This is a genomic window from Streptococcus infantis (assembly GCF_000960085.1).
GTDB classification, from domain to species: Bacteria; Bacillota; Bacilli; order Lactobacillales; family Streptococcaceae; genus Streptococcus; species Streptococcus infantis_C.
Map to the genome: position 1 here is coordinate 25,033 of NZ_JYGT01000010.1, position 17,185 is coordinate 42,217.

Genomic DNA, 17,185 nt, shown 5'->3' on the forward strand with positions numbered 1-17,185 from the left:
CTAAGTTTATACGAATAGAAAGCGGTAACAAATCATTAAAATGTCTACTTTTTTCAAAAAAGTTACTGGCCAACCTTTTTGATTGTTAACGAAACAATTATACTATTCCATTTAAAGGATGGTTTGGATCGGCAATATCTAACAACGGATTCCATACATTTGGTGATAGGTTACTTTATATTTGCAAATATTTTCATAGCTATCTTTAGCAATTCGAAAACTTGGAATAAAAGTTGGGATAAAAAGAAAAACGGCAGTAAGAAAAAATATATCCTGAAAAAGTAATCTGAGATTGTAGGGAGTGTTTTTTTATAGAATATAATTTCCAGAAATTTTTGAAAAAAATTAATACCTTGACTGCTATTAAGGTCTTCTTTATAATAATAATATATGAGAGCGAAATTATGCAGATACTCTCTATAAAAATTAAAGGGAAATGCAATATGGATAATAAGATATATTTGAAGGATATTTTCAGATTTAATGAGCTATTATCGCAATTAGAGTACAAAGGTTGTCGTATTAAGTTGAGATTTAATAAGAATTGGGATGATTACAGTTTTGTTGAAGATTATATCAGTGGATCTGAAGATTTTTTGCCTTGGATTTTAAGTAATGGTTCAGATAAAAAAAGTCGAAATCGTAGAAATGAAATTCAGTTTCAATTTATAGAAGTAGAATACCATAAATGGCTTTTTGTTGGTGCCTATCTTATAAAAGAAAAGAATAGTCAGATAAAGAAAGTGGCCTATGGGAACCATCATGTCAAGTTTGCTTTAGCTGAACGATTAATAGAGTATGATAAGTTTATAGAAAAAGTTTTGGTCAATTATACCAACACAGGCCAATCATGGTTTTATGTCAATCCTAAAATAATTGAATCAGTTGTAGTAGAATCTGTAAGCAGTATCTCCTATTTTAATCAAACCTCTCAATTTCCAGGTTATGAAAATATCTCATTTTCTTATCAAGAATTAAAGAAAAATTGGACAAATAGTTCTTGGAGACAATATCTTTCAGCTGTTTATGGTGTCTATGTTATTACTGATGCTAAGACAGGAAAGCTCTATGTTGGCTCTGCTTATGGAGATAATGGAGTTTATGGAAGATGGTCTACATACTTAAGTGAAGGATATGATAAATCCGAAATGGAAGAGAATCGTTATCCAAATAAAAGATTGTATGAAATAGTCGAAAAATATGGAATAAGTTATATTAAAAAGTATTTCCAATATAGTTTATTAGAGATTTTTCCAAAGAATGAAGTTGGAAAACAAAAAGCACTCCAACGTGAACGATATTGGAAGAAAGTATTAAAATCTAAAGAACATGGTTATAATGCAAATTAGGAGGGTCTATGAATAATTGGAATGATTGGGAAAAAGCTCGTCGAGAAGAAGAATTGAATCAAGAGCTAAAAAGACAGAATAACTTGTTGGAACAGCAGAGATGGGAACAGAAAGTTTCTAACCAAAAGCAACAGGAAGCACTAGATGAACAAAATCGTCTTGCTCGAGAACAACAAGAAACATTAAAAGAGTTAGAACGACAGAGGCAATGGGAAGAGGAATCTAGACATCAGAGAGAATTAGAACTACGTATAGAGCAACAGTATAAAGATAATATATTTGGTTTAAAAAAAATGTGGGCTAAAGCTGAATCAGAAGACGAGAGAGGTAGAATTCAGATACTTCTAGCAGAAGCAGAAGCTGAGTATGATGAGTATACACTTGAGAAAGAAAGAGAAAAAGAAAGAGAACGTTTGGCTGCGGAGCAATTTCGGTTAAAACAACAGGCAGAAAGAGAACAGAATGAATTATTAGAGCGTCGTAGACAAAAAATAAGTAGAATAAAGTGGTTTTTCGGAATAGCTATAAGCTTACTTTTATTAGCGATAATTGGAACTTTTCTCATAGGTATGACCAAGTCTAAATCATCTTATACTCATAACAGTAATAATCATTCAACTCAACCAACTACTTCAGAAACCTCGACTAGTTCAACAACCAAAAGTTCACCTAGTACTAGTAAATCTCAAGATAAACAAACTTCAACAACGTCTCCCACTACTAGACCACAGGCTACAAGAGTATATATTGGAAACTTTATTGGCCGAAAATCAATAGATGTGGTTGCTGAGCTCAAGGAGAAAAAAGTTCCTGAAAATCTCATTAAGATTGTAGAAGAAGAATCAAGTGAAACAGAGGCAGGTCTTGTTATGAAACAAAGTCTGCCAGAAGGAACCACTTATGATCTTAGTAAGGCGACGGAAATTACTTTGACCGTTGCCAAGAAGGTAACAAGCGTTCCTATGCCAAGTTATATTGGATCAAGCCTTGAATTTACCAAGAATAACTTGATTCATATAGTAGGTGTAAAAGAGGCTAATATTGAAGTGGTAGAAGTCTCCACAGCTCCAGAAGGAACTGCTGAAGAGACTGTAGTTAGCCAAAGTCCAAAACCAGGTGAAGGTGTAGATTTGAACAATACACGAATTAAAATTTCAATATATAAGCCCAAAACTACTCAAACATCACAAGGCCGCTCTAGGTAAATTAAGAGATTTAAAGCTAAATTTATGATTCATGGCATTTACCTTGACCCCAAGATAAAAAAACAGTATAATAGGAATGTTGAGAATTGATTTTCTCTCCATCTTAGTTCAGAGAATTGGCGGTGCTGCGAGCCATCTAAGATAGAAAATCATGCTACTCGATTGTAACAATTGCATAAGAATCAAAGAATGACAAGTTCATTGAATGAAGGTGGTACCGCGGTTTTTCGCCCTTCGTGATATGGATTTGTCTTTTATTTTTGGAGGTGCTTATGAAAACATTTCTTGTCAAACAAAAGTTTCGTCTAGGTGGCGAACGATTTGATATCAAAGATGAAATGGGCAATGTTGCCTATCAGGTTGAGGGTTCATTTTTAAAGATTCCAAAGACCTTTACCATCTATGATGCAGTTGGTGAACAGGTCAGTGGAATTAGTAAAGAAATTCTTACCTTCATGCCACGTTTTGAGATTCAATTAAGTAATGGAGATAGTTTCTATATTCGGAAGAAGCTGACTTTCTTTAGAGATAAGTATGAATTTGATAATCTCGGTCTTCGTATCGAAGGCAATATATGGGATTTGAATTTTAGACTCCTAGATGATCGTGATCAAGTGATTGCTGAGATTACCAAGGAACTTTTTCATTTAACCTCTACCTATACTGTAACAGTCTACGACGAATCTTATGCAGACCTAGTCATTTCCCTCTGTGTCGCTATCGACTATGTGGAAATGCTAGAAAGCCAATCTAATTAGTAAAAAGGAGACATTATGAAACAATTATCTAGTGCACAAGTCCGCCAAATGTGGCTTGATTTCTGGGCTACAAAAGGCCACTCAGTAGAACCATCTGTTAGCTTGGTTCCAGTAAACGACCCAACACTTTTGTGGATCAACTCAGGGGTTGCCACTCTTAAGAAATACTTTGATGGAACCATCATTCCTGAAAACCCACGTATTACCAATGCTCAAAAGGCTATCCGTACCAATGATATTGAAAACGTAGGGAAGACTGCTCGTCACCATACTATGTTTGAAATGTTGGGGAACTTCTCAATCGGGGATTACTTCCGTGACGAAGCCATTACGTGGGCTTATGAGCTTTTGACAAGTCCTGAATGGTTTGACTTCCCTAAAGACAAACTTTACATGACTTACTATCCAGATGACACAGATTCATACAACCGCTGGATCGAAGTGGGAGTAGATCCAAGTCATTTGATCCCAATCGAAGACAACTTCTGGGAAATCGGTGCGGGGCCTTCTGGACCAGATACAGAAATCTTCTTTGACCGTGGTGAAGCCTTTGACCCAGAAAATATCGGTCTTCGTCTGCTTGCAGAAGATATCGAAAACGACCGTTACATCGAAATCTGGAACATTGTATTGTCACAATTTAATGCTGATCCAGCTGTACCTCGTAGTGAGTACAAGGAGTTGCCTCACAAGAACATTGATACGGGTGCTGGTTTAGAGCGTTTGGTGGCGGTTATCCAAGGGGCTAAGACAAACTTTGAAACAGACCTCTTCATGCCAATTATCCGTGAAGTTGAGAAATTGTCTGGTAAGGTTTACGACCAAGATGGCGACAACATGAGCTTCAAGGTCATTGCAGACCACATCCGTTCTCTTTCATTCGCTATTGGGGACGGTGCTCTTCCTGGAAATGAAGGTCGTGGTTATGTCCTTCGTCGTCTTCTCCGTCGTGCCTCTATGCATGGTCAAAAATTGGGCATCAACGAGCCTTTCCTTTATAAACTCGTTCCAACTGTTGGAAAAATCATGGAAAGCTACTACCCAGAAGTGCTTGAAAAACGTGACTTTATCGAAAAAATCGTCAAGAGCGAAGAAGAGTCATTTGCTCGTACCCTTCACTCAGGTCAACACTTTGCAGAAACAATCGTAGCAGACTTGAAAGAAAAAGGTCAAACGGTTATCGCTGGTCAAGACGTCTTCAAATTGTACGATACATACGGATTCCCAGTAGAATTGACAGAAGAAATCGCTGAAGAAGCTGGTATGACGGTTGACCGTGAAGGTTTTGAAGCAGCCATGAAGGAACAACAAGAACGTGCGCGTGCATCTGCTGTTAAAGGCGGATCTATGGGTATGCAAAATGAAACCCTTCAAAACATCACTGTTGAGAGTGTCTTCAACTACAATGCTAGTCAATTGCCTTCTAAGTTGGTGGCTATCGTAGCGGACAACGCGGAAGTAGAAGCTGTATCTGAAGGAACAGCGTCACTGATCTTTGCAGAAACACCATTCTACGCTGAAATGGGTGGACAAGTTGCGGACCACGGTCAAATCATGGATGCTGCAGGAAATGTCGTAGCGACTGTAACAGACGTTCAAAAAGCACCAAACGGACAAGCATTGCACACCGTTGAAGTTCTTGCTCCTCTTGCTTTGAACCAAGAATACATCTTGGCAATTGATACGAATCGTCGTCTTCGTGTCATGAAGAACCACACAGCCACTCACTTGCTCCATGCAGCCCTTCACAATATCCTTGGTCACCACGCCACTCAGGCGGGATCTCTGAATGAGGTAGAATTCCTTCGCTTTGACTTCACTCACTTCCAAGCGGTAACGCCTGAAGAATTGCGCGCTATTGAACAACAAGTCAATGAGAAGATTTGGGAAGCCATTGCAGTGGAAACTGTTGAGACTGATATTGATACAGCTAAAGAAATGGGAGCTATGGCCCTCTTTGGTGAGAAATATGGTAAGGAAGTCCGTGTTGTCACTATCGGGAACTACTCAGTGGAACTCTGTGGTGGTACCCACGTAGGTAACACTTCTGAAATTGGCCTCTTCAAGATTGTCAAAGAAGAAGGGATTGGATCAGGAACTCGTCGTATCTTGGCTGTGACCGGTAAGGAAGCCTTTGAAGCTTATCGTGAACAAGAAGACGCTCTGAAATCAGTCGCAGCAACCTTGAAAGCACCTCAACTCAAGGAAGTACCTCACAAGGTGGAAGGTCTTCAAGAACAACTTCGTCAATTGCAAAAAGAAAATGCAGAATTGAAGGAAAAAGCAGCAGCAGCGGCAGCAGGCGATGTCTTCAAGAAAGTTCAAGAAGCAAACGGCCACCGTTACATTGCCAGCCAAGTATCTGTATCAGATGCAGGTGCCCTTCGTACCTTTGCGGATAACTGGAAACAAAAAGACTACTCTGATGTGCTTGTTCTTGTCGCAGCCATCGGTGATAAAGTGAATGTCCTTGTAGCCAGCAAGACAAAAGATGTGCATGCAGGTAATGTGATCAAAGAATTGGCTCCAATCGTTGATGGACGTGGTGGTGGTAAACCAGACATGGCCATGGCAGGAGGAAGCAACCAAGCGAAAATCCAAGAATTATTGGATGTAGTAGCAGGTAAATTGTAATCAAAAAATACCTATCCATTTGGATAGGTATTTTTCTATATTAAGCTCATTTTAATTCACAATTTGCTTGATATAACCTTTAATAATTTGAGTTGCCTTTTTAATAGCGAGATTATATAATATAAATATAATTTTAAGTAAGAAAATAAGATTTGACTGATTATAATTTTTGAAAACTATAAAAAGGAGAAACCATGGCTTTAAAAATGTTTGATGTTATTCGATACGAAGGAGAAGATACTAGAAATATACTTGCTTGGAGACATCCTAAAACGGATATTAAATCTGGTTCAACATTTATTGTTAACCCTAGCCAATGTGCAATATTATTTTCAAATGGGAGAGAATTAGCTAGATTTAATGCAGGAAAGCATAAGATTGAAATCTCTGATACACAGTTATTGGATGAATTTAAATCCTTTGTCAGCGGTGGTGTTTTACAGAATTCATCAAATCTATGGTTCGTAAATTTGTATGATTTACAACCCATTGGTTGGGGAACTCCTTCAGCTATTTTAGTACGAGATCCAGAGACTGATATTCCTGTCGAATTGAAATTACATGGAAATTTTGTTCCTCGAATTGTAAACTTGGGAGCTTTTATATTGGAATTTATGCCAAGTCAGCCTGATCTTATTACAGTAGATATTTTTCAAAAACGTTTTAGGCAAGCTACCATTGGACTAATTAGTTCAGCTATTTCAAAAGTTGTCTATAGTAATCAGATTGCTGTTATTGATATTGAAATGCACAGCAATGAAATTGGGCTAGAACTATCTAAGATTTTAGAGGATCACTTTGATAAGTATGGTATTCGTATTGAAGAATTTAATATTGAGTCTCTAAAAGTTAATCAAGAATGTCAGGGATATAAAGATATTTTCAAATTCCATAAACAAATTGTAGATGCTAAAATTAAGACCGCAAGTCGAGATATTGAAGGATATACCTATCAGGAGGAGCGAAAATTTGATATTCTAGAAGAAGCAGCGAAAAACGAAAATTCTAATGGAAAACTAATGGGAGTAGGTATGGAAGTCGCTATGGGGCTTGGAATAGGAGCTAAACTTAACAACCTTGTAGGAAATATCGAAGGAGTTAATCAAGCTAATGGTAGTTACGAGCAGAATCAATCCGATTCAAGTGAAGAGGTTGTTTTAGCTAAGTTCTGTAGTCAATGTGGGACTGAATTTTCTGAAGAAGCTAAGTTTTGTTCTAATTGTGGTCAACCTAGATAGAGTTTAAATTTTAAAATAAAATGTGGTATGAAATATACATATGTCTTAAAAATCTTTATAATATTTTGATTCCATCATGTTTCTAATCCCAATCATTAGCTTATTTTGGGAGTTCTGTTTGTTTCAGAGTTCCCATTTTTTATACTGATACATATGTATTCTTTGTTTGAACATTAAATTTATGGAATTGTATCAATGTAGAAGGAAAATTATAAAAACTAGACAGTTAAACAGTTAGGAAATTTATTATAGGAGGATATTGAGAATGTATCAAGTATTTCGTTTCTTAAGTTTAATATTTATGGGTTTGACAAGTGGAATCTTTTTTATTTCTTTATGGGCTGTTACTTTATTTCTCGAACATGGTGAACCAATTTCTTCAATACTAATTCCTGTTACATTCTCATTATCAGGTTTCTTTCTATCTGCATTTACATATTATAGTTTTGGTGTTTTAGAAAATATAAAAATTAAAGTCAAAGCCTTGGATGCGATATATGGTGGGAAAGCACTATATAGTGATTATCTAGCAACTAAAGGAGAAAATCAGTGAAGAATTATTTTAAAAATAATTGGAAAGGTATCCCTCGTTGGTTTTTTTCCAATATCTTCATACTAGGATTTTTAATACTATCACTAGCTATCTTTGCTCTCGAAGATGAACCAACTAATGTTATTTTAAAAAATCTTGATTTTATACTCTTGGGGAAGGCTATCGGGATTCCTATTATTATAAGTTTAGTGTTTTTAGCATTCCAAAATTTTTCTTATGTCGTTATTGCCTTAATTATTTTATTTTTATTCCGAGAAACAATTAAAGATTCCTGCTCCTTGAAAAAGTTGAAACAGAAGCATCTACTTCAAATGCTTGTTTTAATTAGTTTTTCTTCACTTTTTGAACTAGAAAAATCCAGGGAATGGACTATTCGATTTTTATTTCTTTTAATCCCTTGGTATATGCTTAATTTGATTGTGATTTTGATCCTAACTTACCGAGAATCAAAGAGAGAAGAGGAAGTTAAGAAACAAAGACAGATTCAAGCACTATTCTCCTTATTTGAGAAGCATAAGATTCATAAAAATACCTATCCTGTTATTTGTCCTTCATGTAGTGGGGGGAATTTGCTTGACTTAGGTCAGGGTAAATCATGTGATTATTGTGGTGCATGGTTATCTAGAAAGGAAGTATAAATGAGACGCTATCGTTTAATGATATCAAAATTTGTTTATCCGCTAGTATCTTTCATTTGTATTGTTTCGGGATTGAAATTTTATCAGTCCATAGATAAGGAAATAAGATGGTTATTAGGAAAGAAAGAAGGATTGCTTCACGATTTCTACTTTATGTGGCTTTTGATAGTTACAATTTTATTCATATTATTTTTCTTATTTATTGTCATATCATTTATTTTATTTTTAATACAACCAAGGATGAAACAATATAATAAAAGTTTGATGACAGTTCTTGAATTTGAAGAACTTGAAGAAGATGTTATAGAAACAAAGGGAAAAGTATTACAAGATCAATTATCTTATAGATTATCAGCAAAACGGGCCTACTGTCCTAATTGTCATACATCAACAGATGGAGTAATTGGAACTAACTTAACTTGTGAAAACTGTGGTGAAACATTTATCGTTTCTTAATAAGAGTTTGATATATTTTATTTGAACTGATTTTTATATGATAAAAAGCAACAACTTAATAAGTTGTTGCTTTTTTGAGAATGATCTTTATTTTTAAACAATCCCTTGAGCAATCATAGCGTTTGCTACATTTTCAAAGGCTGCAATGTTTGCACCTGCAAGGTAGTCAGTACCAAGACCGTAAGTTTCTGCAGTTGTTTTAGCTGTGTTGAAGATGTTAGTCATGATATCTTTCAAACGACCGTCAACTTCTTCACGTGTCCATGAAAGGCGAAGGCTGTTTTGGCTCATTTCGAGAGCAGATACAGCTACACCACCAGCATTGGCAGCTTTGGCAGGTCCGTAAAGGATTCCATTTTCCTTGTAGACTTTGATAGCTTCAAGGTCGCTAGGCATGTTAGCTCCTTCAGATACACAGATAACTCCTTGAGAAACTAAGCGTTTAGCAGCTTCACCGTTGATTTCATTTTGAGTCGCACATGGAAGAGCGATATCGTAGTTACCAGTGTAAGTCCATACAGAACCTTCGTGGTATGTAGCAGTTGGTTTTTCTGCAGCATACTCTGTCAAACGAGCACGGCGTTTTTCTTTAACGTCTGTAAGAAGGTCGAAGTCGATACCATTTTCATCGATAACATAACCGTTTGAGTCAGAGACTGAGATAACAGTTGCACCAAGTTCAGTTGCTTTTTGAAGAGCGTATTGAGCTACGTTACCAGAACCTGAAATAACAACTTTCTTACCTGCAAAGCTGTTGCCGTTTGCTTTAAGCATTTCTTCAGTGTAGTAAACCAATCCATAACCAGTTGCTTCTGGACGAATCAAGCTACCACCAAATCCAAGAGGTTTACCAGTCAAGACACCAGCATCAAATTGGTTGAGACGTTTGTATTGTCCGTAAAGGTAACCAATCTCACGTCCACCTACACCGATATCACCAGCAGGTACGTCAAGAGATGGTCCGATGTATTTTTGCAATTCAGTCATGAAGCTTTGGCAGAAGCGCATCACTTCAGCATCAGTTTTGCCTTTAGGATCAAAGTCTGATCCACCTTTACCTCCACCGATAGGAAGTCCAGTCAAAACGTTTTTAAAGATTTGTTCGAATCCAAGGAATTTCAAGATTCCTTGGTTAACAGTTGGGTGGAAACGAAGTCCGCCTTTATATGGTCCAACAGCTGAGTTGAATTGAACACGGTAACCACGGTTAACTTGAACTTTTCCATCACGGTCAACCCAAGGAACACGGAAAGAAATTACGCGCTCTGGCTCAGTGATACGTGCCAAGATATTTTCTTCAATATACTCAGGGTGTTTTTCAAAGACAGGCTCCAAAGTGCTGAAGAATTCTTCAACCGCCTGGAGAAATTCAGCCTCATGCCCGTTACGAGCTTTTACAGTTTCAAACACGCTTTGGATATATTCTTTAGCAGATGTCATATCGTTCTCCTTTTTGTTGTCATATTTTATTACATGAGACATTATAGCAGAAAAATTTTTCACTGTAAAGGAAAAAACACAAATTTTCTAAAAATTCTTTCAATTTAGCAACAGCTCTATTTTTCAACAAAAAAAGCCAACATTTTTATGAGGTTAGTTTTATTAAAAGAGTCCTATCAAAGTATGGTATAATAATGGAGATATAAAGGAATCTGGAGGAATGGAATCATGGTATCAACTAAAACACAAATTGCTGGTTTTGAATTTGATAATTGCTTGATGAATGCGGCAGGAGTTGCTTGTATGACCATTGAGGAATTGGAAGGTGTTAAAAACTCAGTAGCAGGAACCTTTGTCACTAAAACAGCAACCTTGGAATTTCGTCAGGGAAATCCTGAACCACGTTATCAAGATGTTCCACTAGGTTCTATTAACTCGATGGGACTCCCAAATAATGGTTTAGACTATTACTTAAACTATCTATTGGAATTACAAGAAAAAGAACCAAACCGTACCTTCTTTTTATCATTAGTTGGAATGTCTCCAGAGGAGACTCACACTATTTTGAAAAAGGTGCAAGAGAGTGATTTTCGTGGTCTAACTGAACTCAATCTCTCATGTCCAAATGTTCCTGGTAAACCACAGATTGCCTATGACTTTGAAACTACAGATCGTATCTTATCAGAAGTCTTTGAGTATTTTACAAAACCTCTAGGAATTAAGCTTCCACCTTATTTTGATATTGTACATTTTGATCAAGCAGCAGCTATTTTTAACAAATATCCACTTAAGTTTGTCAATTGTGTCAACTCTATCGGAAATGGTCTTTATATTCAAGATGAGTCAGTCGTGATTCGTCCAAAGAACGGCTTTGGTGGAATCGGTGGAGAATACATCAAACCTACTGCCCTTGCAAATGTCCATGCTTTCTATCAACGCTTAAATCCAGAAATCCAAATCATTGGAACTGGTGGGGTGCTTACAGGACGTGATGCTTTTGAACATATTTTATGTGGTGCTAGCATGGTGCAGGTAGGAACTACTCTTCATAAAGAAGGTGTAGGTGCTTTTGAACGTATTACTAAGGAACTCAAAGAAATTATGGCGGAAAAAGGTTATGAAAGTCTGGATGATTTCCGTGGTAAATTGAATTATATTGATTAAATAAAAGAGAAACTAAAAAGAAAGGAGAAATGATGCTAGCAATAGAAGAAAGCCAAAAGCTATCTTTATCAAATTTACCTAGTTTGACCTTGTTTACAGGCGCTGATCAAGGACAGTATGAAGTCATGAAAACTCAGGTGCTAAAGCAAATCGGCTACGATTCTGCTGATTTGAACTTTGCTTATTTTGATATGAAAGAAGTAGACTACAAAAGCTTGGAACTAGAGCTGGTCAGTCTTCCTTTCTTTGCGGATGAAAAAATTGTTATTTTAGATCATTTTCTCGATATAACGACAGCTAAAAAACGCTATCTATCTGATGATGAACTTAAATCTTTTGAAGACTATCTGGAAAATCCTTTACCTTCTAGTAAACTAGTCATTTTTGCTGAAGGGAAGTTGGATAGTAAGAGACGTTTGGTCAAATTGCTCAAGCGCGATGCGAAGGTTTTTGAAGCCATCGAGCCAAAAGAGCAAGAAATACGAGCTTATTTTCAAAAGTGGGCTCAAGAATTAGGACTGACTTTTGCTGGAAAGTCCTTTGAACAGTTGCTTATCAAGTCTGGTTTTCAGTTCAGTGAAATTCAGAAAAATCTACTCTTCTTACAGGCCTACAAGGATAATGGTGATATTACAGAAGAAGACATTGTTGAAGCCATACCAAAGACTTTGCAGGATAATATCTTTGATTTAACCCAATTGATTTTGGGGAAGAAAATTGATCAGGCACGTGATTTAGTCAAAGATTTGACCTTGCAGGGAGAAGATGAGATTAAACTGATTGCCATAATGCTGGGGCAGTTCAGACTCTACACACAGGTTAAAATTTTGCAAGAGTCTGGTCAGACAGAATCTCAGATGGTCAGCAGTTTAGGTCACTATCTTGGTCGCAATCCTAATCCTTACCAAATCAAATTTGCCCTTCGTGACACACGAGGATTATCCTTGAAATTCTTACAGGATTCCATTCGTTATCTCATCCAGGCGGATTACCAAATTAAGACAGGAGTTTACGAGAAAAGCTACCTATTTGAGAAGGCTTTATTGCAGATTGCTAGCCAGTCGAATTGAGCAAATAACTTGAAAAAATAGGTTGTTTGCGTTATCATTTTTATATAAAAAGAAAAAGAGGTATTACAGATGGCTATTATCTTACCAGATCTTCCATACGCTTACGATGCATTGGAACCATACATTGATGCTGAAACAATGCACTTGCACCATGACAAACACCACCAAACATACGTAAACAACGCAAATGCAGCTCTTGAAAAACACCCTGAAATTGGGGAAGACCTTGAAGCTTTGCTTGCTGACGTAGAGTCTATCCCAGCTGATATCCGCCAAGCACTTATCAACAACGGTGGTGGACACTTGAACCACGCTCTTTTCTGGGAATTGATGACTCCTGAAAAAACAGCTCCATCAGCTGAACTTGCAGCAGCAATCGATGCAACATTTGGTTCATTTGAAGAATTCCAAGCAGCCTTCACTGCAGCAGCAACTACTCGTTTCGGTTCAGGATGGGCTTGGTTGGTAGTCAACAAAGAAGGTAAGCTTGAAGTGACTTCAACTGCAAACCAAGACACACCAATCTCAGAAGGTAAGAAACCAATCTTGGGCTTGGACGTTTGGGAACATGCTTACTACGTAAAATACCGCAACGTTCGTCCTGACTACATCAAAGCTTTCTTCTCAGTAATCAACTGGAATAAAGTAGACGAGCTTTACGCAGCAGCTAAATAATATTGAACATAACACCTTTTGGTTAGAAATTTATCTAATATGAAAGGTGTTTTTTGTTTGCTTGGATTAGAAGTGACTGTCTCATGATTTTCCTTTGTTGGATAGGCTTGATTTATGGTATAATGATAAGATAGAAATCGAAGGAGAAATCATGAATATTCAACAATTACGCTACGTTGTGGCTATTGCTAATAGTGGCACTTTTCGTGAAGCAGCTGAGAAGATGTACGTTAGCCAACCCAGTCTATCTATTTCTGTAAGAGACCTGGAAAAAGAGCTCGGCTTCAAGATTTTTCGTAGAACTAGTTCTGGAACTTTCCTTACTCGTCGCGGTATGGAATTTTATGAAAAGGCACAAGAGTTAGTTAAAGGATTTGATGTTTTCCAGAACCAGTATGCCAATCCTGAAGAGGAAAAGGATGAGTTTTCAATAGCCAGCCAGCACTATGATTTCTTGCCACCAACCATTACAGCTTTTTCGCAACAATACCCTGAATATAAGAATTTCCGTATTTTTGAATCTACAACTGTTCAGATTTTGGATGAAGTAGCCCAAGGACATAGTGAGATTGGGATTATTTACCTCAATAATCAAAACCAAAAGGGAATCATGCAACGGGTTGAAAAGTTAGGTCTTGAAGTAATTGAGTTGATTCCTTTCCAAACGCATATCTATCTACGTGAAGGACATCCCTTAGCCAAGAAAAAAGAGTTGGTTATGGAGGATTTGGCAGATTTACCAACAGTTCGATTCACACAAGAGAAGGATGAATATCTCTATTACTCAGAAAACTTTGTGGATACAAGTGCCAGCTCTCAGATGTTTAACGTAACAGACCGAGCTACTTTAAATGGAATTCTTGAAAGAACAAATGCTTATGCGACTGGTTCGGGATTCTTAGATAGCGATAGTGTGAATGGAATCACCGTTATTCCACTAAATGATAATCTCAATAATCGCATGGTTTATGTGAAACGTGAAGAAGTAGACTTGAGCCAAGCGGGAACCTTATTTGTAGAAGCTATGCAAGAGTATTTTGATCAGAAGAGGAAAGCATGAAAAAAAGAGGACTAGTAGTATGGATTATAGGATCCTTAATCCTATTCGACCAATTGGTAAAGTCTTATGTTGTTAAGACTATTGCTCTTGGTGAAATCAAGTCATGGATCCCAAATCTAGTTAGTTTAACCTATCTGCAAAATAGAGGAGCTGCCTTTTCGATGCTCCAAGATCAACAGTGGTTTTTTGCAGTGATTACCCTGGTAGTCATGGTTGGAGCCATCTGGTATCTTCATAAGCATATAGAGGATTCCTTCTGGACAGTCTTTGGATTGGTCTTGATTATTGCAGGTGGCCTTGGGAACTTTATCGATCGCATCAGTCAAGGATTTGTCGTGGATATGTTCCACTTAGACTTTATCAATTTCGCGATTTTCAATGTAGCCGATAGTTATCTGACTGTAGGAGTAGTTGTGTTATTGTTTGCAATGCTAAAAGAGGAAATGAATGGAAATTAAAATTGAAACAGGCGGTATACGTTTAGATAAGGCTTTGTCTGATTTGACAGAACTGTCCCGTAGTCTCGCCAATGAACAAATCAAGTCTGGTCAGGTATTGGTCAATGGACAGGTAAAAAAAGCTAAGTACTCGGTTCAAGAAGGGGATGTTATCACTTATCAAGTTCCAGAACCAGAAGTTTTAGAGTATGTGGCTGAAGATATTCCCTTAGAGATCATTTATCAAGATGAGGATGTAGCAGTGGTTAACAAGCCTCAAGGGATGGTTGTTCATCCAAGTGCTGGTCATACCAGTGGTACCTTGGTTAATGCCCTCATGTACCATATCAAGGACCTATCAGGCATCAATGGTGTATTGCGTCCAGGGATTGTCCATCGTATTGATAAGGATACTTCAGGTCTCTTGATGATTGCTAAAAATGATGAAGCGCATATGGCACTGGCTCAAGAATTGAAGGATAAGAAGTCTCTTCGAAAGTATTGGGCTATTGTTCACGGTAATCTTCCAAATGATCGTGGAGTCATTGAAGCGCCAATCGGACGTAGTGAAAAAGACCGCAAGAAACAAGCTGTGACTGCAAAAGGGAAACCAGCAGTGACACGTTTCCAAGTTTTGGAACGCTTTGGTGATTATACATTGCTGGAATTACAACTGGAAACAGGACGTACTCACCAAATTCGTGTCCATATGGCTTACATCGGTCATCCTGTTGCTGGAGATGAGGTTTACGGCCCTCGTAAAACCTTGAAAGGTAATGGGCAATTTCTACATGCCAAAACTCTAGGTTTTACCCATCCTAGAACTGGTGAAACTATGGAATTTACTTCCGATATCCCAGCTATCTTTAAAGATACTTTGAAAAAACTTCGAAATAACTAAACAAAAAAAGGACTCAACTGAGTCCTTTTTTATTTGCGTTTTTTCTTAGCTTTTTTCATTTTGTTGGCCATGCGTTTCATGGATTGCTTCATGGCAAATTCACCGATTTTACCTTTGAGGCCTCCACCGAGCATCTGGCTCATATCAGGCATACCAGCTCCTCCGAGAGCGGACATATCAGGCATGCCACCTTGTCCCATCATTCCTTCAAGGGCGGACATATCCATGCCTCCAGGCATATTCTTAGGAAGGTTGTTAGGGTTGATGCCCATTTGTTTCATCATTTTATTCATGTCACCAGACATGACACCTTGCATGAGTTGTTTGGCTTGATTAAAGTCTTTAATGAACTTATTGACTTCGATAAAAGTATTACCAGAACCAGCAGCGATACGACGACGGCGACTTGGAGTAAGCAAGTCTGGGTTTTCACGTTCTTCAGGAGTCATAGAAGAGACGATGGCACGTTTGCGAGCAATTTGTTTTTCATCCACCTTCATATTTTGAAGGGCAGGATTGTTGGCCATACCTGGAATCATCTTGAGCAAATCTTCCATTGGTCCCATATTTTGCACCTGATCCAACTGATCGATGAAATCGTTGAAATCAAAGGTGTTTTCTCGCATCTTTTCAGCCATTTCAATGGCTTTTTGCTCATCGTATTCTTGGGAAGCTTTCTCAATCAGAGTCAGCATATCTCCCATACCGAGAATACGGCTGGCCATACGATCTGGGTGGAAGGTTTCAATGTCAGTAATCTTTTCACCAGTACCAGTGAACTTGATTGGTTTACCAGTAATGTGACGAACAGAAAGGGCCGCACCACCACGAGTATCACCGTCAATCTTTGTAAGGATAACACCAGTAACTTCTAATTGATCGTTAAATTCACGTGCAACGTTGGCAGCTTCTTGACCAATCATGGCATCGATGACCAAGAGAATCTCATTTGGTTGTGCTAGAGCTTTAACATCACGGAGCTCATTCATGAGAAGTTCGTCGATTTGCAAACGACCAGCCGTATCGATCAAAACATAGTCGTTATGGTTGGCTTTAGCTTGCTCCAAACCTTGGCGAACGATCTCCACTGCAGGAACTTCAGTTCCAAGAGCAAAGACAGGAACATCAATTTGTTGTCCCAGTGTTTTGAGCTGGTCGATGGCCGCAGGACGATAGATGTCGGCTGCAATCATCAAAGGACGAGCATCCTCTTCCTTTTTAAGTTTGTTAGCAAGTTTTCCAGCGAAGGTTGTTTTACCAGCCCCTTGCAAACCGACCATCATGATAATAGTTGGGATTTTTGGAGACTTGATAATCTCAGCTGTATCAGAACCAAGAACTTCCGTCAACTCTTCATTAACAATCTTGATGATTTGTTGAGCTGGATTTAGGGTATCAATGACTTCATGCCCAATGGCACGTTCACGAACCTTCTTGATAAAGTCCTTGACAACAGGTAAAGCAACGTCGGCTTCTAAAAGTGCCAGACGAATTTCCTTGGTTGCTTCTTGGATATCGCTCTCGGTGATTTTTCCTTTTTTACGAAGGTTTTTAAAGACGTTCTGCAAACGTTCTGTTAAATTTTCAAATGCCATGTTTTTCTCCTA

At 37.8% G+C, this 17,185-nt stretch carries 15 protein-coding genes and 2 pseudogenes; 15 read left to right on the forward strand and 2 right to left on the reverse strand.

What is annotated here, in order from left to right; translation table 11 throughout:
• Positions 1-34: 34 nt before the first annotated feature.
• The 9 genes and pseudogenes from TZ94_RS10050 to TZ94_RS07555 all read left to right on the forward strand — a co-directional run bounded on the left by TZ94_RS10050 (position 35) and on the right by TZ94_RS07555 (position 8,831).
• Positions 35-285, forward strand: a pseudogene (locus tag TZ94_RS10050) (hypothetical protein).
• A gap of 158 nt (positions 286-443) precedes the next feature.
• The gene (locus tag TZ94_RS07520; RefSeq protein WP_045615646.1) at positions 444-1,349 is read left to right on the forward strand and encodes a GIY-YIG nuclease family protein; all 906 of its coding nucleotides are present in this window, start codon (positions 444-446) and stop codon (positions 1,347-1,349) included.
• A gap of 749 nt (positions 1,350-2,098) precedes the next feature.
• Positions 2,099-2,554: pseudogene (locus TZ94_RS10055) on the forward strand (PASTA domain-containing protein); the annotation flags it as partial.
• Between the two features lie 272 nt (positions 2,555-2,826).
• Positions 2,827-3,312: an LURP-one-related/scramblase family protein gene (locus tag TZ94_RS07530; RefSeq protein ID WP_045615650.1), complete on the forward strand. Its 486-nt coding sequence runs from the start codon at positions 2,827-2,829 to the stop codon at positions 3,310-3,312.
• Positions 3,313-3,327: 15 nt separating this feature from the next.
• Positions 3,328-5,946, forward strand: coding sequence for an alanine--tRNA ligase (gene alaS, locus TZ94_RS07535; protein WP_045615652.1), 2,619 nt, complete (start codon positions 3,328-3,330; stop codon positions 5,944-5,946).
• A 194-nt stretch (positions 5,947-6,140) separates the two neighbouring features.
• Positions 6,141-7,184, forward strand: a complete 1,044-nt coding sequence (locus tag TZ94_RS07540) for an SPFH domain-containing protein (RefSeq protein ID WP_045615654.1) — start codon at positions 6,141-6,143, stop codon at positions 7,182-7,184.
• Between the two features lie 265 nt (positions 7,185-7,449).
• Positions 7,450-7,737, forward strand: a complete 288-nt coding sequence (locus tag TZ94_RS07545) for a hypothetical protein (protein ID WP_045615656.1) — start codon at positions 7,450-7,452, stop codon at positions 7,735-7,737.
• Complete coding sequence (locus TZ94_RS07550; protein ID WP_045615657.1) at positions 7,734-8,375, forward strand: hypothetical protein; 642 nt, start codon at positions 7,734-7,736, stop codon at positions 8,373-8,375. The genes TZ94_RS07545 and TZ94_RS07550 overlap by 4 nt, the downstream gene beginning before the upstream one ends.
• A complete protein-coding gene (locus tag TZ94_RS07555; RefSeq protein ID WP_025170560.1) occupies positions 8,376-8,831 on the forward strand; it encodes a hypothetical protein in 456 nt (151 codons plus the stop codon).
• Positions 8,832-8,924: 93 nt separating this feature from the next.
• Here TZ94_RS07555 and gdhA read toward each other — a convergent pair whose 3' ends face one another.
• Positions 8,925-10,271: an NADP-specific glutamate dehydrogenase gene (gene gdhA, locus TZ94_RS07560; RefSeq protein ID WP_045615660.1), complete on the reverse strand. Its 1,347-nt coding sequence runs from the start codon at positions 10,269-10,271 to the stop codon at positions 8,925-8,927.
• A gap of 228 nt (positions 10,272-10,499) precedes the next feature.
• On the opposite strand from gdhA, the gene TZ94_RS07565 reads away from it, so the two are divergent.
• From TZ94_RS07565 to TZ94_RS07590, 6 genes are all read left to right on the forward strand, one after another.
• Complete coding sequence (locus tag TZ94_RS07565) at positions 10,500-11,435, forward strand: dihydroorotate oxidase (protein WP_045615661.1); 936 nt, start codon at positions 10,500-10,502, stop codon at positions 11,433-11,435.
• 32 nt (positions 11,436-11,467) lie between these two features.
• Positions 11,468-12,505 (forward strand): DNA polymerase III subunit delta, encoded by a 1,038-nt coding sequence (gene holA, locus TZ94_RS07570; protein ID WP_045615664.1) that lies wholly within the window; start codon positions 11,468-11,470, stop codon positions 12,503-12,505.
• A gap of 69 nt (positions 12,506-12,574) precedes the next feature.
• Positions 12,575-13,180 (forward strand): superoxide dismutase SodA, encoded by a 606-nt coding sequence (gene sodA / locus TZ94_RS07575; RefSeq protein WP_000974733.1) that lies wholly within the window; start codon positions 12,575-12,577, stop codon positions 13,178-13,180.
• 151 nt (positions 13,181-13,331) lie between these two features.
• The gene (locus TZ94_RS07580) at positions 13,332-14,240 is read left to right on the forward strand and encodes a LysR family transcriptional regulator (protein WP_045615669.1); all 909 of its coding nucleotides are present in this window, start codon (positions 13,332-13,334) and stop codon (positions 14,238-14,240) included.
• Complete coding sequence (gene lspA, locus TZ94_RS07585) at positions 14,237-14,698, forward strand: signal peptidase II (protein ID WP_045615671.1); 462 nt, start codon at positions 14,237-14,239, stop codon at positions 14,696-14,698. Before TZ94_RS07580 ends, lspA begins: the two co-directional genes overlap by 4 nt.
• Entirely contained in the window at positions 14,688-15,578 is an 891-nt protein-coding gene (locus tag TZ94_RS07590) for an RluA family pseudouridine synthase (RefSeq protein ID WP_045615674.1), read from the forward strand. The genes lspA and TZ94_RS07590 overlap by 11 nt, the downstream gene beginning before the upstream one ends.
• 29 nt (positions 15,579-15,607) lie before the next feature.
• Here the strand turns inward: TZ94_RS07590 and ffh are convergent, their stop codons facing one another.
• Positions 15,608-17,173: a signal recognition particle protein gene (gene ffh / locus TZ94_RS07595; protein ID WP_045615676.1), complete on the reverse strand. Its 1,566-nt coding sequence runs from the start codon at positions 17,171-17,173 to the stop codon at positions 15,608-15,610.
• Between the last annotated feature and the right edge of the window lie 12 nt (positions 17,174-17,185).